Below are 22,432 nucleotides of genomic sequence, written 5' to 3' on the forward strand. Positions count from 1 at the left end.
CACTTTCAGTGTGAACACCGTAAACTTCGTCAGGAGGGCCGTCAAGGGTGTCGGAGAGATCTCGTCCCTATCACCACGGTGACCTGCGGGCGGCGCTGCTGGCCGAGGGGCTGGAGATCGCCCGCACGGATCCCGGAACGCTGTCATTGCGCGAGGTGACACGTCGGGCGGGCGTCTCGCCGGCGGCCGCGTACCGTCACTTCCGCGACCGCTCGGCGCTGATGAGCGCTCTCGCCGAGGAGATCCAGGTCCGCATGGTCACCCGGATGCGAGCGCGGGACAGGAGTGCCCGGCCCGCAGATGCGGCCCCGGCAGCCCTGCGGCGCCTGCGTGGCGTGGGTCTGGGATACATCGACTTCGCGATCGAGGAGCCGGGCTGGTTCGAGCTGGCGTTCTTCGGGACGGCCGACGAGCAGGGCGGGTCCTCGGCGGCGCAGGGGCGACTGGCGGACGGCGGCCGTCCGGGGGCCGTGACTGCGGGTGAATCCGGTCCGGGCGGCGCGCCCGCGAGCGGCACCGATCCGGCGAGCTCGCCCGCCCTGCGGCAGGTCCCGCCCTTCGCGGAACTGGTGGCTGCGCTGGATGAGTGCACGGCGACCGGTGCGCTGCCCGCTGAGCGCCGGTCCGGGGCCGAGTTCTCCTGCTGGTCGGCCGTGCACGGGTGCGCCGAGCTGATGGTCCACGGCCCGCTGCGGGGCGCTCCTGCCCCCGTGGTGCGCGAGGTCGCCGAGCGCGTCGTCGACGACATCATCGCCGGGATCCGCTGAGCGGTGCGCCGCCCGGCGGTTGGGCTCCGTCGATCGCGCACCGGGGCCGTCGCGCACCGGGGCCGTCGCGACCCGCGGCCGTCGCGCACCGGGGCCGTCGCGCACCGGGGCCGTCGCGACCCGCGGCCGTCGCGACCCGCGCACGCCATTGTGCGCTCAGCTTCCATGGGTGGAAGCACAGCGCGCAATGGCGACTCGGGTCAGGGAGACGGGCCGACCGGCTCAGGGACACACGGGCCGACCGACTCAGGGACGCGGGCCCGGGCGGCTCAGGGGCGTGGGCCCGGGCGGCTCAGGGGCGCGGGGTGCCGCCGCCGGCGCGGACGTCGGCCGCCCCGGGCGCCGGGATCTCCTTGTCGAAGGGGATCATCGGACGGCGGATCCGGGAGTGCCCCAGACGCACCAGGTCCTGGTCCACGCCCCCCGGGGTCAGGGCCAGCATCCAGTCCGCGGCCGCCTCGTACTGCTCGGGCTCGAGGTAGCCCATCTTCACGGTGACGACGTCGAAGCCGGTCATCGACAGCCCGAGCCGTTCGAACATCTCCTGCCGCGCCCACTGGGAGCGGCGCCCCGTGACCACCACGGTCAGTCCCGTCGGCCGCTCCCCGTCGAGCACCCGCAGCGCCGCGGCACGGCCCGTCGGCCCCGACTCGTCCAGCGCCGCCACCTCGGCGCGCAGCGGCACCGGGCCCGGATCGCGGGCATCGATCCGGCCGCCGACGGCGAACTCCCCGCGGCCGCCGACGCCCAGGTCCCACGCCGCGTCGGCCGAGACCGGATCGACCAGGGAGACCATCAGCGCGCTGACCTGCCCGGAGAGGATCTCCTCGCGATCCAGGAGCCGGGCCAGGCAGTGGGTGGTGTCGTCGGCCCCGCCGGCGCCGGGATTGTCCCCGGAGTCGGAGATCCAGAACGGGCGTGCCTCGGAGGCGATCGCACGGTCCAGGCACTGCGTGAAGCTGCCGGTCGGGGCGACGAACTCGAAGCGATGACGGGCCTGCCACAGGGAGCCGGCCAGCTCGAGGGCCGCGTCCTCGACCGCAGAGGCGTCGTCGCCGAACGCGACGATCGCGGCCTGGCAGCGGGGCTGATCCGCCCAGGCGAAGCCGATCCAGCAGGAGACGTCGGTGACGCCCTCGCGCTCGGTGAGCGCAGGGATCCCGCCGTAGATCGACGCGGCCGGTTCGATGCGGGTGGAGGTCATCTCCCCGGGCAGCAGGATCGGCACGTGCACGAGCGCCTTGTGCGGCAGGGCGCCGCCGTCGCGCACCCGGGTCGCGGCGGCGACGAGATCACGAAGACCGCGTTCGCGCGTCTCCCAGGCGTCGATGTGCGGGGCGTGGCGGTAGCAGGTCAGCAGGTCGCAGGCGTCGAAGAGGGTCTCGGAGACGTTGCCGTGCAGATCCATGGCGGTGCCCACCACCACGTCCGGGCCGACCGCGCCGCGGATCGCGGTGATCAGGTCCCCCTCGGCGTCCTCGAGCCCCACCACGCTCATCGCCCCGTGGATGTCGAAGAAGAAGCCGTCGAGTGCCTGCTCCGCGTGCGCGGCGGCCAGACCCTCGGTGATCTCGCGCTTCCAGCCCTCGTAGACCTCGCGCTCCAGCTGCCCGCCCGGCAGGGCGCGGGCGTGCAGCACGCCGACGTAGTCCGCCGCCTCGTGCAGCACTCGCCCGGAGTCGGAACCATCGGTGAAGAAGGGGAAGCGGTCCAGGATGTCCGCGGTGCCTCGCCGCACCTCGAAGTCGGAGGCGGAGGAGCGGTAGGGGGTGAAGGTCGAGGACTCGATGGCGATGCCGGCGATGCCGATGCGGGGACGTGCGGGACCGTCCTCTGCCGTGGGGCGGGTGCGTCCGGTCGGAGGCGGGGACGGCGTCGTCGCAGACATGGATGCTCCCGAGGGTTAAACGGTTGATACTGGGGTGCGGACATCCTTCCACCCCGACCGTCGTTCCCGCCATGAGCGCGCCGAGGCGCTCGCAGGAGCCTGCCCATGATCAGCTTCGATGACCGCCACGGTCCGGCCGACGCCGCCCCGGCCGAGGCCTACCCGGATCTCACCGTGCCCGCCTGGTATCGCGACGCCAAGCTCGGGCTGTTCGTGCACTGGGGCCTGTACTCCGTGCCCGCCTGGGCCGATGTGCTGGACCGGAGCGACGTCACCTCCGAGACCGCCTACGCCCGCCACCAGTACGCCGAGTGGTACGCCAACACCGTGCGCATTGCCGGCAGCCCCACCCGGCAGCGGCACGAGCGGCTCTACGGCGTCGGGCATTCCTACGAGGACTTCGCCGATGACTGGCATCCGTCGGCCGACGCCGTGCCGGGGATCGTCGAGCTGGCCGGGCGCGCCGGCGCCCGCTACGTGGTGCCGACGACGAAGCACCACGACGGGTTCTGCCTGTGGGACTCCGCGACCACCCCGTTCACCACCGCCCGCCGCGGTCCGGGCCGGGACCTGATCGCCGAGTTCGCCGCCGCCGTGCGCGCGAAAGGTCTGCGCCTGGGCCTGTACTACTCCGGCGCCCACGACTGGCACGCCAGCGAGTTCCCGCCGCTGACCTCGCACCACGAGCTGTTCGCACTGCGCCGCAACGATCAGGAGTTCGCCGCCTTCGCCGCCGCGCAGCTGCGCGAGCTGATCGACCGTTTCGCCCCCGACCTGCTGTGGAACGACATCGACTGGCCCGACGCCGGCAAGGCCGACGGGCCCGACGCCCTCCAGGAGCTCTTCCGTGAGCACCTCGCCGCCGTGCCGGACGGGCTCGTGAATGACCGCTGGGGCGTGCCCGTCCGCGGCGTGCTCACCCGCGAATACCAGGAGATCACCGAGGTGCAGGAGGAGGTCTTCGAATCGACCCGTGGGCTCGGGCTCTCCTTCGGATACAACGCCGACGAGTCCGCCGAGCACGCGCTGGACGGGACCGCGCTGATCCGCCTGCTGGCCGACGTGGTCTCCAAGAACGGGAACCTGCTGATCAACGTCGGTCCCCGCGCCGACGGCAGCATCCCCGAGCTGCAGCGTCGCGCCCTCGAGGAGCTGGGGCAGTGGCTGGGCCTTCATGGCGCGGCGATCTATGGGACGCGGCCCTGGTTCCACGAAGCGGTGCGGGTGCCGCCGGAGGGCGTGCGCTTCACGCTCGGGCCGGGGGCCCACCGGGCCGACGGCCCCCACGGCCCCGATGGGGCCGATGGGGCCGACGCGGCCCGCGGGGGTGGCGGGGTCGGTGGCGCTGTCCGGACCGACGAACCCGAGACGCTGCACGTGCTGCTGCTCGACCCGGCAGTCGGCTCCGTGACGCTCGACGAGGAGGTCTCGGCCGCGATCCGGGAGGTCGCGCAGGTGCCCGGCGCCGGCGACGGAGCCGGACCATCCGGCACGACGGGCGCTGAAGATGCCGTGCCGCCCGGGGCTCTGGACGCAGGAGGGCGGATCACGCTGACGCCGGAACCGGGGGAGCGGGCCGTCTCGGTGGTGAGCCTTTGTCTGCGCTGAGTCGGGCGCGGCGCTGAGCGCGAGGGCAGGGCGACCTTCATGGAAGCTAGAGCGCGCGGCGAGTTCTGCGCAGTTGGGGGCTCCGGGCCCGGAGAGAACAACTGCGCAGCAGTCGATGCCCTCCGGGGGCCTCTCTCGCCCGATCGGGCCGGATCAGCCCACCAGCAGCCGTACCCCGGTGCCCAGCGCGAGCAGCGCGCCGATGAACCCGAGCGCCATCACGCCGCGCTGGATGGTCTTCTCCCGCAGCCGCTTCTGCACCGCCTCGCCGAGGAAGATGGAGCCGACGACGATCACCACGATCGCGATCCACATCCAGACGGGCATGTCGGGCAGCTGACCGTCGTCCCACGCCAGCTTGGAGGCGAAGGAGACCGAGGAGATCAGGATCCACAGCGGCTGCAGCGTCGCCACCATCGGCAGCACCGGCCAGCGCGAGAGGACCGCGTACACGGTCACGGCCGGACCGCCCACCCCGCCCAGGACGGTGCCCAGCCCCGAGCTGATGCCGGTGATCACTTGGGCCCGTCGGCCGCCGACAGTCACCTCCACCCGGACCAGCGCCACCGAGATCACCAGGCTCAGCAGCACCAGGGAGGCGACGACGAGATACAGCGGGCCGGGCGGGGAGATCGAGGAGACCCAGGCTGCCCCGGGCATCACCGCCACGGCGGGCAGTCCGATCCAGGCCACCGTGCGCCACTCGATGTCGGACCAGATGCGGGGCAGCAGCAGGATCGGCATCAGCGTGCCCAGGAAGTTGGCCAGCATGATGCCCTCATGCGCCCCGATCAGCACCACAGCGTAGGGCGCGAAGAGCATGCCCAGGCCCAGGCCGACCACACGCTGGATGGTCGCGGCGATCAGGACGAGGGCGAGGAGGGAGAGTGACAGGGTGATGCTCACCGGATCAGCTCACTCGGCACGGGTTCTCCCTCAGAACGGAGACGGGGCTGGCCCCGCAGGATAGGAGATCGGTGCCGGACCCGGGCCCAGGATCAGGACCTGGACGAGGGCCGCCGGGTGCACGGCGGGGCCAGGGATCCGAACGGCTCGATCCGGCCGTCGGTCACCCGCGGCCCAGCAGCTCTGCGATCTGCGGATGACCGGCGACGTACCCCTCCAGCAGCTTCGCCCCCAGTTCCGGGGAGCTGACCAGCGGATGCGTGGCGAAGCCCTGCCAGGCGGCGTCGCGGGAGCCGGTGGTGGCGGCCTCGAGGATCTTCCGCTCAGCCGCGCGCAGGGAGCTCATCATGCCCAGCCGCCCCAGCTCCACGGGGGCGACCGGCAACGGGTGCACGCCCGCGCCGTCCACCTCGCACAGCACCTCGAGCACGGCGTCGGCCGGGAGCTCCGGGACGATCCGCTCGGCGGCGGGCGCTCCCTGCCGATCGGCGGCGATGTTGCCGACGTCCAGGATCATCCGCTCCCGACGCCCCGTGGCCAGCGCCGTCATCAGCCGCAGCGCCACCTCTTGGTAGCCGCCGCCGGCGACGTCCTCCTCGCGGCGCTCCTCGTCGCGGGACTCGGCCATGTAGGTCGCCTCGCGCTCGTGGAGGGTGGAGCGCCAGAGCTCGACGGGGGAGGAGCAGCAGGATGCTTCCGTCGGGTCGGCCGGATGCGCGGACGTGGAGCCACTCGCCGACGTGACCGGCGGGCCCGGCGCGATGGCGTCGGCCGCCGCGAGGTAGAAGTCCCCCTGCTGCTTGGCGAGGAACTCCCCGCGCGTGGTGGCGGCGGCGGTGATCCGCTCGATGGCCGCGGTGGTGTGGAGGTAGTAATACAGGTACTCGTTGGGCAGCGCCCTGTCGGCCCGGACCCAGTCCTTGCCGATCAGGCGCGCCTCCTCGATCTCCTCCAGCGCGGCGTCGTCGGCCAGCAGGCCCGGCAGGCGGTCGACCCCCTCGACCGTCACCGAGCGCAGCCAGCCCAGATGGTTCAGCCCGACGTAGTCGACCTCGGCGCCGCGCTCGCCGGCCACCAGGTCCACGTCCAGCAGGCGGCCCACGCGGCGCACCAGCCCGATCGGGGTGTCGCAGATGCCCACCACGCGGTCCCCGAGGATCGAGCGCATCGCCTCGGTGACGATGCCGGCGGGATTGGTGAAGTTGATGGTCCACGCCGTCGGCGCGGCCTCGGCGATCGTGCGGGCGATGTCGAGTGCGACGGGGATGGTGCGCAGGGCGTAGGCGAGGCCGCCGGGACCGATGGTCTCCTGGCCCAGCAGCCCCAGGCCCAGGGCCACCCGCTCGTCGATCGTGCGGGCCTCGGCGCCGCCCACCCGGACGGCGCTGAAGACGAAGTCGGCGCCGGTGACGGCCTCGCGCAGCTCGGTGGTCGCACTGACCTGCGGCGGGTGGGCGAGTCGTCCCTCCGCCTCGAGCCGTTCGCGGACCCCGGCGATGACCTCGGCGATCGTGCCCAGACGCGCCGCGTCGACGTCCTGCAGGGCGATCTCGTCGACCTGCAGGCCGGTGGCGCCGGTGGCCACGGCCTCGTACACCAGCGGCACGCGGAAGCCGCCGCCGCCCAGGATCGTCAGCTTCATGGCAGCAGGACCTCCAGGTCCTCCCCCTCGGAGAGGGCGAGCGCGTCGGGATCGGGGGAGCGGTCGGTGATCAGGCCCGTGAACCGTTCCAGGGAGGAGACCTCGAGGAACCCCGAGCCGGGCAGCTTCTCGTGGTCGGCCAGGAGGAACGCCGAGGTCGAGACCTCGAGGAGGCCGCGCTTGACCGGCACCTCGCTGGGGGTCGAGTCGAGCACGGTCCCGTCGGGCCGGATCCCGGAGGTGCCCAGGAACGCGACATCGACCCGGACCTGCCGCAGCGCGGATTCGGTCAGGGTGCCCACGAGGGACTGGTAGTTCGGGCGCAGCAGACCGCCGAGCACGACGATGTCGACGTCGGGGGCCTCGGCGAGCGCCTGGACCACGGCGAGCGAGGCGGTCACCACGGTCACGGACCGGCGCGCGAGCAGGGGGCACATCGCGGCGACGGTGGTGCCGATGTCCAGGGCGATCACGTCTCCGTCGGCGATGCAGGCCACGGCGCGCTCGGCGATCTGCCGCTTCGCCCTCGAGGCGGAGGTGGCGACGTCGGCGAAGGCCCGCACGTCGGCCTCGGGGCGGATGCTGCCGCGCACGTCGCAGGCGCCGCCGCGCACCCGGCGCACCGCCCCGGAGTCCGAGAGCAGCTCCAGGTCGCGGCGGATGGTGGCCTCGGAGACGGCGAAGTCCGTGCTCAAGCGGCCGACGGTCGCGGAGCCGTGGCGGCGCACGAGGGCGACGATGGCCTCGTGGCGTTCTTCGCTGAGCATGGCGTCACCGTAGCACCGTCCGCGCAATATCGAGCATGAACGAACAGCATTCCGCACAAGACTGCATATGCGAGCATGGTGTGACACCATGGTGCTCTGCGCCACAGCACCGCGGCTGTCGCCGCCCGCCTCCAGGAGGACCCCATGCGTCGTCTGTCCCGTCGTCATCTGCTCGGCTCGAGCGCCGCCGTCGGAGGGCTCGGCCTCCTCGCGGCCTGCGCCCCCGGCTCCGAGACCGGTTCCGGCGCGAGCGACGGGGGTGGCTCCGGCCCCGCCGCCTCCGACGTGGAGACCGACCCGGCGGCGATGGGCGAGATCACCCTGAAGGTCTGGGACCAGGAGGTCCGCGGCGCCCAGAACGACGCCATCGAATCACTCATCGACGCGTTCGAGAAGGAATACCCGAACATCACGATCGATCGGGTCAAGCAGTCCTTCGACGACCTGCAGCAGCAGTCCGGTCTGGCGCTGTCCGGCAACGACGTCCCGGACGTCCTGCAGGTCAACAACGCCCGCGGCGACATGGGCGAGTTCGTCAAGGCGGGGCAGCTCACCGACCTCACCGGCTACGCCGAGGCCTACGGCTGGGAGGAGCGCTTCCCCGAGTCGGTGCTGTCCAAGATGCGCTACTCCGCCGACGCCGTCACCTTCGGCAAGGGCTCCCTGTGGGGCCTTCCGCAGACCGGCGAGGTGTGCGGCATCTTCTACAGCACGAAGAAGCTCGAGGCGCTGGGGGTCGAGCCGCCGACGTCCTGGGACGCGGTGTACTCCCTGGTCGAGACCGCGCTGGAGGCCGGAGAGCTGCCGATCAAACTCGGCAACCTCGAGCAGTGGCCCGCCCTGCACGTCTTCGGTCCCCTGCAGGCCGCCTTCGTGCCCACGGACGACATCGTGAAACTGGCCATGGGCAACGAGGGCGCGGACTGGACCAGCCCGGAGAACCTCGAGGCCCTCACCCAGCTCGCCGACTGGGCCGGCGGCGGCGCGCTCGGCGACTCGCCCAACGGCCTCGCCTACGACACCGCGTGGGCGGAGTACACCGAGGGCGACGGCGTGCTGCTGATCGGCGGTTCCTGGCTGGGCCCGGACATGGAGGCCGTGATGGGGGAGGACCTGCGCTTCATGGCTCCGCCGGAGGGGGCCGACGGGACGATCGCCACCACCGGCGGCACCGGACTGCCCTTCTCGATCCCCGCCGCCGCCGCGAACGCCGATGCGGCCGCCGCCTACATCGACTACATCACCTCGGACTCCGCGATGGAGCTGATCGCGGAGGCCGGCGGCATGCCGGTGCTGCGCACCGCGGAGCTCTCCCCGGACTCCGGCGTGAACAAGGACATCTACGAGGCCTTCGACAAGGTCTCGATCGACGGGGTGCTGCTGCCCTACCTCGACTACGCCACGCCGACATTCGCCGACACCGCCGGCTCTGCCCTGCAGCAGGTCATCGGCGGCGAGAGCGACCCGGAAGGTGCCGCGGCGGAGCTGCAGACCGACTACGTGGAATTCACCGCGGAGGACTGACCCCGCCGATGTCGAAGAGCCCGCCCTCGGCGGTCGTGCGTTCGCGCGTGACCCCGTACCTGTTCATCCTGCCCGCGTTCGTCGTCTACGCGGCGTTCTCGCTGTACCCGCTGGTCCGGGCCGCCCAGTTCTCCCTGTACGACTGGCCCGGCTTCGGGCCCTCGACCTTCGTGGGCCTGGCGAACTACGTCGACCTCGCCGGGGACGAGGCGTTCCGGGCCGCCATCGGCAACGCCCTCGTGCTGATCGCGTTCTACGCCCTGCTACCGCTGGTGATCGGACTGGTGCTGGCGGCGATCTTCCGCCGCGGGCAGGTGCGCGGGATGGGCTTCTTCCGTTCCGTGATCTTCCTGCCGCAGGTGATCGCGCTGGTCGTGGTCGCCGTGGCGTGGCGGAACATCTACGCGCCCAACGGGCCGCTGAACGAGCTGCTGCGCGCCGTCGGGCTCGAGGAGCTGGCCCGCGGCTGGCTGGGCGACCCCGGAGCGGCGCTCCCGGCGGTCGGCTTCATCGGCACCTGGCTGGAGATGGGGCTGGTGATGCTGCTGCTGCTGGCCGGCATGAGCCGCATCCCCGATGACCTCTTCGAGGCGGCGCGCCTGGACGGCGCCGGCCCGGTGCGGGAGTTCTTCGCCATCACCCTGCCCTCGGTGCGCGGCGAGATCGTCGTCGCCCTGGTCCTGACCATCATCGCCGCGCTGAAGACCTTCGACCTGGTCTACATGACCACGTCCGGGGGACCGGGCAACGCCACCACCGTGCCCAGCTACGAGGTGTACTACCGGGCGTTCCAGCTGCGCGAGGTCGGCTCCGCCAGCGCCGTCGCCGTGGTGCTCACGATCCTGGTGTTCGCGATCAACGTGCTGGTCACCCGGATCGGGGAGCGATCACAGTGAGGGTCTCCGCCGGTGAGCGCACGATGAACTACATCGTGCTGGTGCTGTTCGCCCTGTTCGCCCTCGCCCCGATCCTCACGATCCTGGCCACGGCGTTCTCCCCGCAGATCGGCGAGCCGGCCGGACTGCATCCGGGCAACTTCGTCGAGGCCTGGCAGGTGGGCGGCTTCGGCCGCTCGCTGGGCAACTCGCTGATCGTCGCCGCGATCGTGGTCACCGCCGCCGTGACGCTGTCGGTGCTGTCCGGCTACGCCTTCGGCACCATGCGCTTCCCCGGCTCGACGGTGCTGTTCTACGTGTTCCTGCTGGGGCTGATGATCCCCACCGAGGCGACCGTCATCCCGCTGTTCTTCGACCTGCGGTCCCTGGGCCTGACCGACACCTACGCCGCGATCGCCCTGCCGCAGATCGCCCAGTCCGTCGCCTTCGGCACCTTCTGGCTGCGAGCCCAGTTCCGCACGATGCCGGTGAGCCTGCTGGAGGCGGCGGCGCTGGACGGGGCGGGCCCGATGCGCTCCCTGCGCAGCATCGTGGTGCCCTCCTCGGTGCCGGCTCTGACCACGCTGCTGGTGCTGGTGTTCATGTGGACCTGGAACGAATTCCTCATCGCCCTGGTCATGGCCCCCGGCGGAAATCTGCGCACCGCCCCGCTGGGTCTGTCCAACTTCCAGGGCCAGTACACCGCCGAGCTCGCCCTGCTCTCGGCCGGAGCCGTCATCGTCGCCCTGCCGATGGTGATCATGTTCCTGTTCCTGCAGAGGCACTTCATCCGCGGAATGCTCGAAGGAGCCGTGAAGTGATGACCGAGAACCGACCGACCCCTGACAGCCCGGACCTCAACAGTCCGACCCCAGATCTCCCGACGCCCGGCGCACCGACTGCCGGTGCATCGACCCCCGCCAGCCCGAGCCCCGACCGCCTCGCCGCCGATCCCGACCGGCCGACCACGGACAGCGCGCCCTCGGACCCGGCCCCGCCGACGTCGGCCGTCGAGCGACCCTGGCTCACCGCCCGGGAGGCCGCCGCCGTCGATGCCGCCTCCGACTGGGACCCCCTGGCCGGGACCCGCGGCCAGGAGGACCCGCCGTTGGACGTGCTGCTGAGCGGGACGGTCTTCTTCGACATCGTCTTCACGGGGCTGGACCGCCTGCCCGCCCCCGGCGAGGAGCTGTGGAGCAAGGGCATGGGATCCAGCCCCGGCGGCATCGCGAACCTCGCCGTGGCCGCCGCTCGCCTCGGCCTGCGCACCGGACTGGTGGCGGGGTTCGGCGACGACGCCTACGCGGACTGGATGTGGCACACCATGGCGCACGAGGAGGGCATCGACCTCTCCGCCTCGAGGCGCTTCCCCGACTTCCACTCGCCGCTGACCGCCTCCGTCGCCGCCCAGGGTGACCGGGCGATGGTCACCCACGGCCACGACCTGCCCGAACCGCTCTCGGTGATGATCGCGCGGGCCCCCGCCGCCCGGGCAGCCGTCGTCGACCTCGCCGGAGAGACCGGCTGGTGGGCGGACCTCGCCCGCCGCGGCTCGAGGATCTTCGCGGACATCGGCTTCGACGAGACCGGTCGCTGGGACGTCGCCGACCTCGCGCCGCTGGCCCACTGCCACGCCTTCACCCCCAACGCCGTCGAGGCCATGGGCTACACCCGCACCGAGAGTCCCGACCGGGCCGTGCGCGCGCTCGCCGAGAAGGTGCCGCTGGCCGTGGTGACCGACGGCGCCGCCGGCTCCTACGCGATCGACGCCACCACCGGCGAGGAGGCCTACTGCCCCGCCGTGCCCGTGACCGCGATCGACACCACCGGCGCCGGAGACGTTTTCGCCGCGTCGATGGTGCTGGGCACCCTCGCCGACTGGCCGCTCGACGAGCGGCTCAAGTTCGCCTCGCTCTGCTCCGCATTGGCCGTCCAGCAGTTCGGCGGGTCGCTGGCAGCCCCCGGCTGGGGCGACATCACCGACTGGTGGCGCCACCTCTCCGACGCGGCCGACGGCGGGGACCTGCGCGCCGCCTACACCCGCGACGGCTACTGCTTCCTCGACGGCGTCGTCCCCGACCACCAGGTCCAGGGCCGGCGCCGCGCCCAGGGCACCTTCGCCCTGCGCTCGGACGCCGGCAAGCACTGAACGGGGACATCGACAGCTGCCGAGGCCGCGCGATGTCGCGAGGCCGCGGGAGCCGCCCGAGACCATCTCGACGAATCCCGACCTCGCGCCGCATCGCCGCGGCGCCCTGTGAGAGACGAGAACCCCATGTCGCATCCTGCCCCCGTGCACGACTCCTCCCGCTCCGACGCCTCCCGGATCGACCCGGCAGCGCCCACCGACCCCCGATCCGGCGACGTCCGGCGTGGGCCGTTCAGCAGGCGCCGGCTGCTGCAGGGCACCGCTGCCCTGGGCCTCGCCGCCGGCGCCACCGCCCTGGACCTCACGTCCCTCACCCCCGAGGAGCGGGCGCTGGCCGACGGGACCGTCGACCTCGACATCCTCTACATCGGGGCCCACCCTGACGACGAGGCGTGGACGCTGGCGGCCCTCGGCCAGTGGAACGAGTTCGCGGGGCAGCGGGCGGGCGTCATCACCGTCACCCGCGGGGAGGGCGGCGGCAACGCCGTCGGTCTCGAGGAAGGGCCGGCCCTGGGGCTGATCCGGGAGACCGAGGAGCGCACCGCCGTCGGCTATGCGGGCATCGAGCACGTCTTCAACCTCGACGCGGTCGACTTCTTCTACACCCTCTCGGCCCCGCTGACCTACGACGTGTGGGGCGGCGCCGAGGTGCTCAGCCGCATCATCCGGGTGGTGCGCGCGACCCGGCCCGATGTCATCGTCACCATGAACCCCTCCGCCGTCGAGGGCAACCACGGCAACCACCAGCAGGCCGCGATGTTCGCCGTCGAGGCGTACCTGCTCGCCGGCCGCGAGGACGTGTTCCCCGAGCACTTCGATGAGGGCCTGCGACCCTTCTCGCCGCGCCGGATCCTCCGCTCGGGCTCCAACGGCACCTCGAGCACCGGGCCCGACGCGGTCGCCGAGGGCTATGAACCGGAGGTCGCCAGCGATGTCGTGTTCGGCGCCTGGAACGGCACCCCGTCCGAGCGCCACGGCAAGCGCTGGAGCGCCGTGCGGGACGACGCCGTCCACAGCTATCGCACCCAGGGCTGGTTCGCCAACCCGCCCTCGCCCACCGACCCCGCGCAGATCCCCGCCACCTGGTTCACGCTGCTCGCCTCCCGGACTCCCCTGGCGGACCCCACCTCCTCCGACACGGCCGCGCTGGCCGGGGCGAGCCTGCCGATCGACGGCGGCTTGCCGCTGGGCACCACCGTGGAGATCGACGCCGGCCGCTTCGCCGTCCTGCCGGGCCAGGACCTCGAGGTGACCGTCACGGTCGGCTCCCCGGGCCGCGCCCTGCCCGGCGCGGCCGTCGAGCTCGAGGTGCCGCAGGGCTGGTCCGTCGGCGGCGCGCAGGAGATCGGCACGGTGCCGGCGAAGCAGCAGCGCGCCGCGACCTTCACCGTGACCGTCGCCGAGGACGCAGCCCCCGGCGAGCACGTCTTGCTGCGCGCCCGGGCCACCTCGCGGGGAGCGAGCGGGCAGAACGTGCTCCCGCTGCGCACTGCCGGACCGGTCGAGGCGGGCCTCGCCGAGCGTCCGGAGATCGCGGAGTTCCTGGCGTGGACGGAGGAGCTGGGGATGCAGCGGTTGGACACGCTGGTGCCCACACGGCGCGCGATCGGCTCGGGCCGTGCCGAGACCCTCGAGGTCGTGGCACGCAACCTGTCCGAGGCCGAGCAGGACGCCGAGGTGGTCCTCGACCTCCCCGAGGGGTTCGCGGTCGATCCGGCCCAGCTGCTGGTCGAGGCGATTCCCGCGGGCGGGGAGAGCACCGTCGAGGTGCGGATCGAGAACACCGACGCCTCGCTGCCCACGGCGAATCGTGCCCCCGACGGTGGCGTCTACCCCGTCACCGTGACGGCCACCGCCGCCGGAGTCACGGCACCTCGCTCCCAGGGGCTCCACCTGGTGCCCCGCCTGGTGGCCACCCGCACCGAGGGCGTCGAGATCGATGCCGCCCGCGGCACCGGGGAGTATCCCGGGGACAGCATCGACATCGGGACCCTCTGGGAGGGCGAGGAGGTGACGCCCGAGGATGCCTCCGGCACCACCTGGGTGACCTACGACGACGAGAACCTCTACGTGTTCGTGAAGGTCGTGGACGACACGCTCGGGGCGCTGCTGCCGCCGGAGGACAACAAGCAGCGCTTCCGCACGGACTCGATCGAGATCATGGTCGACCCTCGCGCCACCTCAGAGAACACGGCCAGCACGTTCATCCTCGGCGCGCTGCCCGGCACCGCGGTCGACGGCGGCATCGGCGGCCCCGTCGCCGGCCGCGACCACGACAACCGGCAGGGACCGATCGATGAGACGGCGCCCGGCGTGCGGATCGACGCGATCGTCTCCGACCCGTACGAGGGCTACGTGTTCGAGACGCGGATCCCGTTCGCAGAGCTGCCCGACGGCATCGTCCCGGAGCACCTCGGCTTCAACGTCGTCGTCTACGACTCGGACACCCAGGACAAGACCGGGCAGTCCCGCATCGGCTGGTCGACCTTCCCCGGCGTCCAGGCCGACCCCTACCGATGGGGGCTGCTCGAGCTCCCCGGGCTCACCGAGTCCCCGTCGGACCCGGCCGAGCCGCAGATCCCGGACACGGCGGCGCGGTCGGTCCAGTCGCCGGCCTCGATCATCCAGGCGGCCGAGGACGGCACCGGTCTCGGCGGTGCGCCCGCGCTGTCCGCCCAGGCCCTGCGGCTCGACAAGGTCTCGCGCACGGCCGACGGGGTCTCCGCCCGGGTGCGCACCCGGGAGGCGGGCACGGTGCGCCTGTACCTGTGGGGCGGCGGCGAGATCGTCGGCGCCCTCGATGCCCAGGAGGTCGGCGCCGGCAAGGAGACGCTCGAGGTGCTGCTGACCGGGGACGTGTCCGAGGATGACGGGCTGCGTCTGGCGGCATCGCTGGAGACCGAGGGCGGCACGGCCGCTGCGGACGCCGCCGTGTGAGCTGGTCCGTGCCGTGCCGTGCCGTGCCGTGCCGTGCCGTGCCGTGCCGTGCCGTGACGTGACGTGCCGTGCCGTCGGGGCGGGGTCGTCGGGGCGGGGCTGTTCCGGCGCCCCGCCGTCGGGGCGGGGCCGTTCCGGCGCTCCGCGGTCCGCGCCCGTCGAGCATCACTCCGCCCCGCATGGGGAGAACTCCCCGGGGACTTCTCCCCGGGGAGTGCTGACGGGGGAGTTCGGCCCATCGCGCTCCCGGGCGGATGGCCCTAGATTTCAGGTACTGGGTGCGGGCCCCACACGGGGACGTGAGGACAGGGCTCGGGATCGCCCGCTGCGTGAGCCGATCCCGACGGCAGGGGGCCGTCGGGACGGTGGGGACCGCGGCGGCGCCGATCCCGTGACCCTCCTCGGGGACCGGGTGGGAGAGTCGACGATCGTTCGTAGGGGGAGCGGTCGTCGCCCCCGTGCTCGGTGGAGGCGGGATCCGGGCCGAGGGGCCGGGGTCCCGCCTTCGGTGTTCGGCGCCCGGTCCTGGGATCGATCCCGTCAGATGTGTCGTTGAGGAGGGGCTCAGCGGCACATTCGACGGGATGGACGCGCGCAGCACGTGCGGCGCGGGGATCGGGCGCGCGGAAGGGTGCTCGGCGCCGGGTTGGCGCAGGACGAGCGGCGGGAGGACTCGGGCGCACGGGGTGTGCGGAGGCGGACTCGGGCGCTGGGGTCAGGCGCGCAGGTGGGCGAGCGCGCCGGTCACGGCCGCCTCGGTGGCGACGCCCAGCGTGGGCTGGAGGTCCGGGGACCACAGCGGGCTGTGGTTGGGGTAGGTCTCCCGCCTCTCGGCGTAGGCGCCGACGCCCCAGTAGCAGTACGGCGCGCCGAAGGCGTCCGGCACGATCGAGAAATCCTCCGAGGCGGTCACCGGGGACATCTCCTCGACGCGCTCCTGCCCGAACTGCGCCAGGAAACCGTCCCGCACCACGTCGGCCGCCGCCTCATCGTTCGTGGTCAGCGGGTAGCGATCGTAGATCTCGATCTCCGGCTCGTGCGGGGACCGGGCCGCCTCGCACTCGGCCCGCACCATCCGCCGGGCGCCCTCGATCAGCCGTTCCAGGATGTCCTCGTCGTAGGCGCGGAAGTTCAGCAGCATCGTCGCGCTGTCGGGGATGATGTTGGCGCTGGCGCCGGCCTGCAGGGAGCCGACGGTGACCACCCCGAAGTCCGCCGGGGACAGCTCCCGCGCCACCAGGGTCTGGATCCGGGTGACGATCGCGGAGGCCAGCACCACCGGGTCCACCCCGAGGTGCGGCATCGAGCCGTGGGAGCCGGCGCCGTGGACCACGATCCGGGCCGAGGCCGCCGTGGACATCACCGGCCCCGACGTCACCGCCACCCTCCCGGCCACCGGGTCGGTGAGGACATGCTGGCCCAGGCACACGTCGGGCGTGGGTATCGCGTCGACCACGCCGCCTGCGACCATGGAGCGGGCCCCGGCGGCCTTCTCCTCGCCGGGCTGGAACAGCGCGATGTACGTCCCGGACCAGTCCTCGCGGTGCTCAGCCAGCAGCTGGGCGGCGCCGAGCCCGGCGGTGATGTGGAAATCGTGGCCGCAGGCGTGCATCGTCGGCTGCTCGACGCCGTCGCCGTCGGCCTGCGTCTCCGTAGAGGCGTAGTCCAGGCCGGAGGCCTCCTGCACGGGCAGACCGTCGATGTCGGCGCGGAACAGCACCGTGCGGCCTTCCCCGCCCTTGCTGCCGGCGAGCACCCCGACCACGCCGCCGCCGATCTCATGGACCTCATAGCCGTACTTGATGAGCTGGGCGGCGATCACGTCGCGGGTGCGCTCCTCTCGCATCGACAGCTCCGGGTGGCGATGGAAGTCCTTCAGCAGCGCCTCCTGCCAGGAGGTCTGCTCCTGAAGAGCGTCGTTCATCGCGGCGCTGAGCACGGTCATGAGTTCTCCTTGTCGATCGGGTCGATCTGCACGGCACGAGGGGACGCCCCGTCACTCGTCGTCGAAGCCTTCGTCCTCGTCGCCCTCATCATCGTCCTCGTCGTCGTGCCGACGTGAGGCGGGGCCGAAGAATGCGAGCTTCACCAGGGCCGCACCGACCACCAGCAGCACGAGGACGACGATGACCATGCCCACCAGCATGATCAGCTCCCACCCACCCAGGCCGAAGAAGGTATTCACGTCTCCACCCACTCTCCATCCGGCATTGCGGTCGGTTCCAGCGCGGCCGCCGCTCCGGGCCCCCGCTGGACGCTCTGGTGAGTGTCAACCTACCTGCCGTGCGTGGCGCCCCGGGGGCGCGCCGCACGGTTCGAGCACGGAACGTGCGGTCGTGGTGAGAGGCTGGGACCCGCCACCGCGCTCGATCCGCGGTACACCATCCGACAGAGACGACGGAGCCGACCCCCATGACCAGCAGCGAACCCACCCGGCCCGGGACGACGTTCACCATCGTCGGCCACCGCGGAGCGATGGCGAGCGTCCTCGAGAACACGATCGCGTCGTTCGAGGAGGCAGAGCGCGTCGGCTGCCAGGAGATCGAGCTCGACATCCGTCCCAGCGCCGACGGCCGCCTCGTGCTCACCCACGACCGCAGCCTGGACCGCATGATGGCCGAGCAGGACCGTGGGCTCGGCCCCGTCGACACCATGAACTGGGCCGCACTGCAGAAGGTGGAGCTGCGCGACGGCCACCGGGTGGCCACCCTCGAGGAGGCCGTCGCGGCCACCAGCGTCTTCCTGCAGGTCGAGATCAAGGACCCGGCCGTGGTACCCCTGCTGGCCGATCGCGTGGACAAGCTCCCCGCGCTGACCCAGCGGGTGCGCCTGACCAGCTTCGACACCGAGGCGCTGGTCCACGCCCGGCAGCTGATGCCGCAGATCCCCCGCGGCCAGATCATCCACGGACTGCCGCTGCCCGAGGACCGCCGCGAGGATCTGGAGAGCCTGCTCCAGCGCACCGGCGCGGATGCCCTGTACTGCGGATGGACGGGGCTGACCGCAGAGGTGGTCGCCGACCAGCACGCCGCGGGCCGACTGGTCCACGGCTGGCCCACCCGCAGCGAGGAGGACCTCGCCCTCGCCCTCGAGCTCGGCCTGGACGGCACCACGGCCGATGACCCCGAGGCTGCGATCGGGTGGTACGAGCAGGCCCGCGCCGCAGCCGGCTGACCCGGGGGCAGCGTCACCAGCAATGGGGTTTCACCTGCGGCGCCCGTGAAGAGGGAAGGCGCCCCGTTCGAGCCCTCCTCGGACGGGCCGCCACTCCCGGATCAGACCTCGGGCGGCTTCTCCACGAAAGCCCTGTCGGGCTGGTCCTCCCGACGGACCTTTCGCATGATCACGCCCTTCGGCGCCGCCGAGTACGGGAAGCTGATCGAGAGGTGTACGGCGACGTCCTCCGGCGGCAGGCTCGACCCCGCCGGGAAATCGGAGAGCTTCGTCCCCGACTTCGGATCGAAGTCACCGGAGAAGCTCAACAGGAGACCGCCCCGTCTTTCTGCGGCGAGCTCCTCGGCGAGCTCGCCACCCTGACCCATCGCGTCGGGGAGCATCGCGATGCGTTCGACAGCGGGGCGCTGACGCCTGGACGATCCCGAGAAGCCGTCTCGATCGCGACGACGGTTACGGGTGATGAAGTCGAGCTCCACGTCCGGATGGCCCGCGACGGTCCCGGGGAGCACTTGACGGCCGCCCTTCAGCTGCGGGACCACGACGCCGAAACTCGTCAACTTCCCGGAGTCGATGAGCCCCCGGAAGAACTCCTCGTCGGGTCGGTACATCCCGCGACTGATCCACGGCATCACCGAGAACAGCTCGAGAACACGCTCCGCAGGGACTGTCCCGAAGTGCGCTCCGTAGGGATGGCCGGCGCCGGCATCGGTCAGGAAGGCCTTGTCGTCGGTCGGTGAAACGATCTCGCCGAGCGAGCGCACGAGACCGAGAGCGTTCTCCACGGCGCGACGGTTGCCGTTGCCGTTCCCGCGGGGTGCCTGGAATGGGTAGTCCTGGAGTCGTCCGCCGATGCCCTTCGAGGTGATTTCGCTGTTGTACATCTTGCTGGGGCTGGTCGGTTTGAGCCACGGGAGCCTCTGGACCACGAGGGGTGGGACGTCGATGGGTAGCACGCGGGGGGACCCGTCATCGTTGAACCCCGCGTACTGGTCCAATTCGACACGGAAGTCCTCCTCGTCGCGTGCTATCGAAGTGAAGGCCTCGTACAGGTCCACGCCCCCGGGGACTCCCCGCCGCTCGATCTGGGATCCGAGATATACGCGCACGAGGTCGCGGTAGCCCTTGCGGTAGCCAAACCACCGCCCCATTTGCATGAGGGTGTCCGCGGCGAGCGTCACGCGCGTGTACACGGAGACGGTCAGGCCCTCGACGGTGAAGCCTCTGCTGAGCTTTGCGCCACCGACGAGGATTTTCCAGACGCTCCGCTTCTCGAAGGCAATGTCCTCCTTGGCGTAGTCGGCGTCCTTGGACCCGTTGACGAGCACGACCGGTGAATCGCCGCGCTCGATGAGACGCACGGCCGGGCCGATGTACGGCCAAAGCTCGTCGAACGTCGGGACAGGGGCTCCCTCCTCTGCACGGGCTCTCGATACCTCGACGAAGTCCTCGACCCAGAGTGCGCGGAGGCGAGCCTTTGTCGAGGGAACGCCGTAAGCGTTCCTACGCCAGAGATCTTTGAGTTCCTGCTGGGTGTCCGAGTGCACTCCCGTGGACTGGGACTCGTGGACCAGCATCGTGTGGTGGCGGTACTTCCCGAACCCTTGCTCCTCCCTCAAGAGCTTCGTCGCGCCTGTGAGGACATAGGAGTCGAGGGCATCCCGCAGTGCCTTCTCGCGATCAGCCTCGGAATCGAGCGGGACGGGGCGATGGAACGCGGCCCGGTTGGAATGCCGAGGGGTGTCGTCGATAGGCGATTCCAGGTCGTGGAGCTCCTTGGCACCCATGTACTCCGGAGATGTCTTCAGAGAGAGGATGAAGTCCTTCGGGAAGATGTCGTGGTCGTCCTCCATGTCCACGAAGACATTGGCGAACGGTGTCGCCGTGTACGCGACGTACTGGGAGCGCGGGAGTGTCCGGAGCATGTCGGAGATGTGCCCATTGATCGCAGTGCGTTCCTTCTCCTCCGCGGTCTTGCTCGTGCGCTTCGTCCGTTTGGTGTTGATCGACGCCTGATCTGCCTCGTCGTCGATGATCAGTGTGGGAACGTCCTCGAGCTTGGTGCGGATCTTGGCGAGGTCGCCTGCGAGTTTCTTGAGGACGCTCGAGTTCTTCTTCATGATCGCCAGCCGGACGTTGACCCGGGGGAGGTTCGCGGCGTCGTGCAGCGGGAGCATCGGGAAAGGAAGGTTGTTCTGGAAGTCCAGAGCGTCAAGACCGGTCTTCAGTGCCCTGTAGTCGAACTTGTTGTTCGTCAGGCGCGTGATCCACGGGACGTCGATGTGGTCGAGGGGTTCTGGTGTTTCGAGGAAGTTTCCTTCTTGCCAGTCAGCGTCCTCCGTCGAGGCGTAGTCGTGGGTACCAGCCAGCTCGGCGAGCCGCGCCGCGGCCTCGCTCTTCTCCCGGTCCGACGTCGCATCCTTCTTAGCTTGTTCGGCCGCGAGATAGTCCTGGAACTGACCCTGAAGAATGTTCTCGCGTCCGACGAGCTCCATGTCCAGTCGTTTCTGCGTCTGTGAGCGTAGGTTGTCATAGGTGCCAGTTAGGACGATGACGAGCTTGTAGCCGGCGTCGATTGCCTTGGCCAGAACCCCGGTGAAGTTGGCCGTCTTCCCGCTCTGCACGTGTCCGACGACGAGTCCCTTGGTCTGCCAGATATCGGGGTCCGACGGATTTGCGAGGCGCTCCACGATCTCGTCCGTCGCCAGATCCAGGCCCATGATCGCGTCGGGGTCGAAGTTCTTTCGCGCCAGGAGTTCCCGGTAACGTGGCCAGTAGTGCCCCTGCAGAGACTCGGGTGAGTACCACTGCGACCATTCCTGCTTTTTGGAGATGACTGTGGGGGAGTTGTCCTTCAGGTGGAAGAACGAGGACAGCTGCCGGACCGAGGTCTCCTCGAGGCCGAGCGCCTTGTAGATCTGGGCACGCCGCTCGGGCGTGAACGGCTCGGTCTCACCACCGGTGACTTTTTCGTGGAGGGCCGGCGCGGCGTTCCAACTGTTAAGCAGCAGATGGAAGGCGCGCTGCACTGGGTCGTTCGCATCCCCCGGAGTGAGCCTCCTGACGAGGTCGGTCTCAGCGAGAGGATCCAGATCGTCGTCCTCGAGCTGCCGATCGATCGCTCGGAGCAGGTCCTTGGGCCGATCGCCCGGGAGCTGCTTGATGGCGTCGAGCACGGACCGGCTGATGACGTCAGTCAAGGGGGACCTCCTGGAGGAGAGTGGCGATCTCGGGACCGGGTACATCGTGTCGTAGAGGGCTGACATCGACGCGGTAGGCGACGTCCTGGCCGATCAGACCCGCGTTCGGGACGACGGTGTCGACGCGACGCCGGGTGATCGCCGGGAACTGGTCGTCGATCGGGTAGCTCCGGGGTGCCGTCCGTTGCACGTATCGCTTCGTGTAGAGCTCGGCGTCGGCCTCTCTCCAGCCCACTGCCTCGAGTGCGCGCTCCACGTCCGCACCGTGAGCTCCGGCTGCTTCGACGGTACGGCGTGCCAGGAGGGTCAAGGACTCACCGGTGCCGCGGCCGGCAGGCGTGAACTGCATGGAGATCAGCCAGAGTGCGCGCCCGTAGGTCGGCTCGAGTTGGTCGAGTCCGTGTACGACGTGCTTCCTCTCCTCGGAGAGGGTGGTCTTCACCTCGAGGTCGTAGGCCTCGAGCGAGAAGTCGTGTTCCTCGGCCTCCGGTCCGAGCCAGGCCTCGATCGCGTGCTCGATACCGAGCGTGGAGAAGAGATGCAGGAGCACGGTGAGCTCACCGATGAGTCCCGTTTCCTGTGAGGGGGAGAGACGTCGTCGGGCCCGCAGCAGGTTCCGGAACTGCTCGACCGCTGCGGTCAGGGCGTGCGTGTAGGAGTCGCCGGTGTCGGTCTGCCGAACGACGGCGTATGCCAGGGCGTACGCGGCGTCCGGGGCGTCTTCCGTCGAGACAGTCAGGACGTAGCGCGCGGGGTCCTCGGACTCGTCGAGTTCGATGCTGACGTTCTCGAGGTCCTTGGAGTCCTCGAAGGTGCCGTCCGCTGGGGAGGCCAGGACGATCTCGCGTCGGCGGGGGTCGATCGTGAGGAGATGGTCACCATTCACGCCGTGCGGCAGGAGGGAGGTCTCGTCGATGGAGAGGTAGTCATCCAACGCCTCGGGGGAGAGGGACGTCGTCTGGCCTCGGACGGGCTCTGTCATCGGGAACTCCACT

The 22,432-nt window shown here is 71.0% G+C and carries 16 protein-coding genes; 8 read left to right on the forward strand and 8 right to left on the reverse strand.

The genetic code is table 11. The features are described 5' to 3' along the window. The first annotated feature begins 47 nt into the window (after positions 1 to 47). Positions 48 to 767 (forward strand): TetR/AcrR family transcriptional regulator, encoded by a 720-nt coding sequence (locus JOF44_RS13270; RefSeq protein ID WP_342591782.1) that lies wholly within the window; start codon positions 48 to 50, stop codon positions 765 to 767. 292 nt (positions 768 to 1,059) lie between these two features. On the opposite strand, the gene JOF44_RS13275 is transcribed toward JOF44_RS13270, so the two are convergent. Next, on the reverse strand, positions 1,060 to 2,655 hold the full coding sequence (locus JOF44_RS13275) for a M81 family metallopeptidase (RefSeq protein ID WP_209892230.1): 1,596 nt from the start codon (positions 2,653 to 2,655) through the stop codon (positions 1,060 to 1,062). 105 nt (positions 2,656 to 2,760) lie between these two features. Between JOF44_RS13275 and JOF44_RS13280 the strand changes: the two genes are divergently transcribed. Next, a complete protein-coding gene (locus tag JOF44_RS13280) occupies positions 2,761 to 4,263 on the forward strand; it encodes an alpha-L-fucosidase (RefSeq protein WP_209892233.1) in 1,503 nt (500 codons plus the stop codon). 153 nt (positions 4,264 to 4,416) lie between these two features. Here JOF44_RS13280 and JOF44_RS13285 read toward each other — a convergent pair whose 3' ends face one another. From JOF44_RS13285 to JOF44_RS13295, 3 genes are all read right to left on the reverse strand, one after another. Beyond that, on the reverse strand, positions 4,417 to 5,169 hold the full coding sequence (locus JOF44_RS13285; RefSeq protein WP_209892235.1) for a TSUP family transporter: 753 nt from the start codon (positions 5,167 to 5,169) through the stop codon (positions 4,417 to 4,419). 163 nt (positions 5,170 to 5,332) lie between these two features. After that, complete coding sequence (locus tag JOF44_RS13290; RefSeq protein ID WP_209892238.1) at positions 5,333 to 6,811, reverse strand: family 4 glycosyl hydrolase; 1,479 nt, start codon at positions 6,809 to 6,811, stop codon at positions 5,333 to 5,335. Further along, entirely contained in the window at positions 6,808 to 7,578 is a 771-nt protein-coding gene (locus JOF44_RS13295) for a DeoR/GlpR family DNA-binding transcription regulator (RefSeq protein WP_209892241.1), read from the reverse strand. Before JOF44_RS13295 ends, JOF44_RS13290 begins: the two co-directional genes overlap by 4 nt. A 144-nt stretch (positions 7,579 to 7,722) precedes the next feature. Between JOF44_RS13295 and JOF44_RS13300 the strand changes: the two genes are divergently transcribed. The 5 genes from JOF44_RS13300 to JOF44_RS13320 all read left to right on the forward strand — a co-directional run bounded on the left by JOF44_RS13300 (position 7,723) and on the right by JOF44_RS13320 (position 15,063). Then, on the forward strand, positions 7,723 to 9,102 hold the full coding sequence (locus tag JOF44_RS13300) for an ABC transporter substrate-binding protein (protein ID WP_245348941.1): 1,380 nt from the start codon (positions 7,723 to 7,725) through the stop codon (positions 9,100 to 9,102). 8 nt (positions 9,103 to 9,110) lie between these two features. After that, entirely contained in the window at positions 9,111 to 9,998 is an 888-nt protein-coding gene (locus tag JOF44_RS13305; RefSeq protein WP_209892245.1) for a carbohydrate ABC transporter permease, read from the forward strand. Beyond that, positions 9,995 to 10,798 carry a carbohydrate ABC transporter permease gene (locus JOF44_RS13310; protein ID WP_209892250.1) on the forward strand — a complete coding sequence of 268 codons (804 nt, stop codon included), beginning with the start codon at positions 9,995 to 9,997 and terminating at the stop codon, positions 10,796 to 10,798. The genes JOF44_RS13305 and JOF44_RS13310 overlap by 4 nt, the downstream gene beginning before the upstream one ends. Then, a complete protein-coding gene (locus JOF44_RS13315; RefSeq protein WP_245348942.1) occupies positions 10,798 to 12,126 on the forward strand; it encodes a carbohydrate kinase family protein in 1,329 nt (442 codons plus the stop codon). The genes JOF44_RS13310 and JOF44_RS13315 overlap by 1 nt, the downstream gene beginning before the upstream one ends. A gap of 126 nt (positions 12,127 to 12,252) precedes the next feature. Further along, on the forward strand, positions 12,253 to 15,063 hold the full coding sequence (locus JOF44_RS13320) for a sugar-binding protein (protein ID WP_209892253.1): 2,811 nt from the start codon (positions 12,253 to 12,255) through the stop codon (positions 15,061 to 15,063). 715 nt (positions 15,064 to 15,778) lie between these two features. On the opposite strand, the gene JOF44_RS13325 is transcribed toward JOF44_RS13320, so the two are convergent. Continuing rightward, entirely contained in the window at positions 15,779 to 17,008 is a 1,230-nt protein-coding gene (locus JOF44_RS13325; protein ID WP_209892256.1) for an amidohydrolase, read from the reverse strand. A 51-nt stretch (positions 17,009 to 17,059) separates the two neighbouring features. After that, entirely contained in the window at positions 17,060 to 17,248 is a 189-nt protein-coding gene (locus tag JOF44_RS13330; RefSeq protein ID WP_209892259.1) for a hypothetical protein, read from the reverse strand. Between the two features lie 227 nt (positions 17,249 to 17,475). On the opposite strand from JOF44_RS13330, the gene JOF44_RS13335 reads away from it, so the two are divergent. Next, positions 17,476 to 18,237 carry a glycerophosphodiester phosphodiesterase gene (locus JOF44_RS13335; RefSeq protein ID WP_209892261.1) on the forward strand — a complete coding sequence of 254 codons (762 nt, stop codon included), beginning with the start codon at positions 17,476 to 17,478 and terminating at the stop codon, positions 18,235 to 18,237. A 101-nt stretch (positions 18,238 to 18,338) separates the two neighbouring features. Here the strand turns inward: JOF44_RS13335 and JOF44_RS13340 are convergent, their stop codons facing one another. Continuing rightward, entirely contained in the window at positions 18,339 to 21,437 is a 3,099-nt protein-coding gene (locus JOF44_RS13340; RefSeq protein ID WP_209892264.1) for a Z1 domain-containing protein, read from the reverse strand. After that, positions 21,430 to 22,419, reverse strand: a complete 990-nt coding sequence (locus JOF44_RS13345; RefSeq protein WP_209892267.1) for a PD-(D/E)XK motif protein — start codon at positions 22,417 to 22,419, stop codon at positions 21,430 to 21,432. Before JOF44_RS13345 ends, JOF44_RS13340 begins: the two co-directional genes overlap by 8 nt. Positions 22,420 to 22,432: the final 13 nt, after the last annotated feature.

Origin of the sequence: Brachybacterium fresconis (assembly GCF_017876515.1) — a bacterium.
Lineage (GTDB): Bacteria > Actinomycetota > Actinomycetes > Actinomycetales > Dermabacteraceae > Brachybacterium > Brachybacterium fresconis.

What these genes read in the sequence shown, in the direction of transcription:
- JOF44_RS13275 (WP_209892230.1), bottom strand. Translation starts at nt 2,655, where the DNA reads ATGTCTGCGACGACGCCGTCCCCGCCTCCGACCGGACGCACCCGCCCC.
- JOF44_RS13280 (WP_209892233.1), top strand. Translation starts at nt 2,761, where the DNA reads ATGATCAGCTTCGATGACCGCCACGGTCCGGCCGACGCCGCCCCGGCC.
- JOF44_RS13290 (WP_209892238.1), bottom strand. Translation starts at nt 6,811, where the DNA reads ATGAAGCTGACGATCCTGGGCGGCGGCGGCTTCCGCGTGCCGCTGGTG.
- JOF44_RS13295 (WP_209892241.1), bottom strand. Translation starts at nt 7,578, where the DNA reads ATGCTCAGCGAAGAACGCCACGAGGCCATCGTCGCCCTCGTGCGCCGC.
- JOF44_RS13300 (WP_245348941.1), top strand. Translation starts at nt 7,723, where the DNA reads ATGCGTCGTCTGTCCCGTCGTCATCTGCTCGGCTCGAGCGCCGCCGTC.
- JOF44_RS13305 (WP_209892245.1), top strand. Translation starts at nt 9,111, where the DNA reads ATGTCGAAGAGCCCGCCCTCGGCGGTCGTGCGTTCGCGCGTGACCCCG.
- JOF44_RS13315 (WP_245348942.1), top strand. Translation starts at nt 10,798, where the DNA reads ATGACCGAGAACCGACCGACCCCTGACAGCCCGGACCTCAACAGTCCG.
- JOF44_RS13320 (WP_209892253.1), top strand. Translation starts at nt 12,253, where the DNA reads ATGTCGCATCCTGCCCCCGTGCACGACTCCTCCCGCTCCGACGCCTCC.
- JOF44_RS13325 (WP_209892256.1), bottom strand. Translation starts at nt 17,008, where the DNA reads ATGACCGTGCTCAGCGCCGCGATGAACGACGCTCTTCAGGAGCAGACC.
- JOF44_RS13335 (WP_209892261.1), top strand. Translation starts at nt 17,476, where the DNA reads ATGACCAGCAGCGAACCCACCCGGCCCGGGACGACGTTCACCATCGTC.
- JOF44_RS13345 (WP_209892267.1), bottom strand. Translation starts at nt 22,419, where the DNA reads ATGACAGAGCCCGTCCGAGGCCAGACGACGTCCCTCTCCCCCGAGGCG.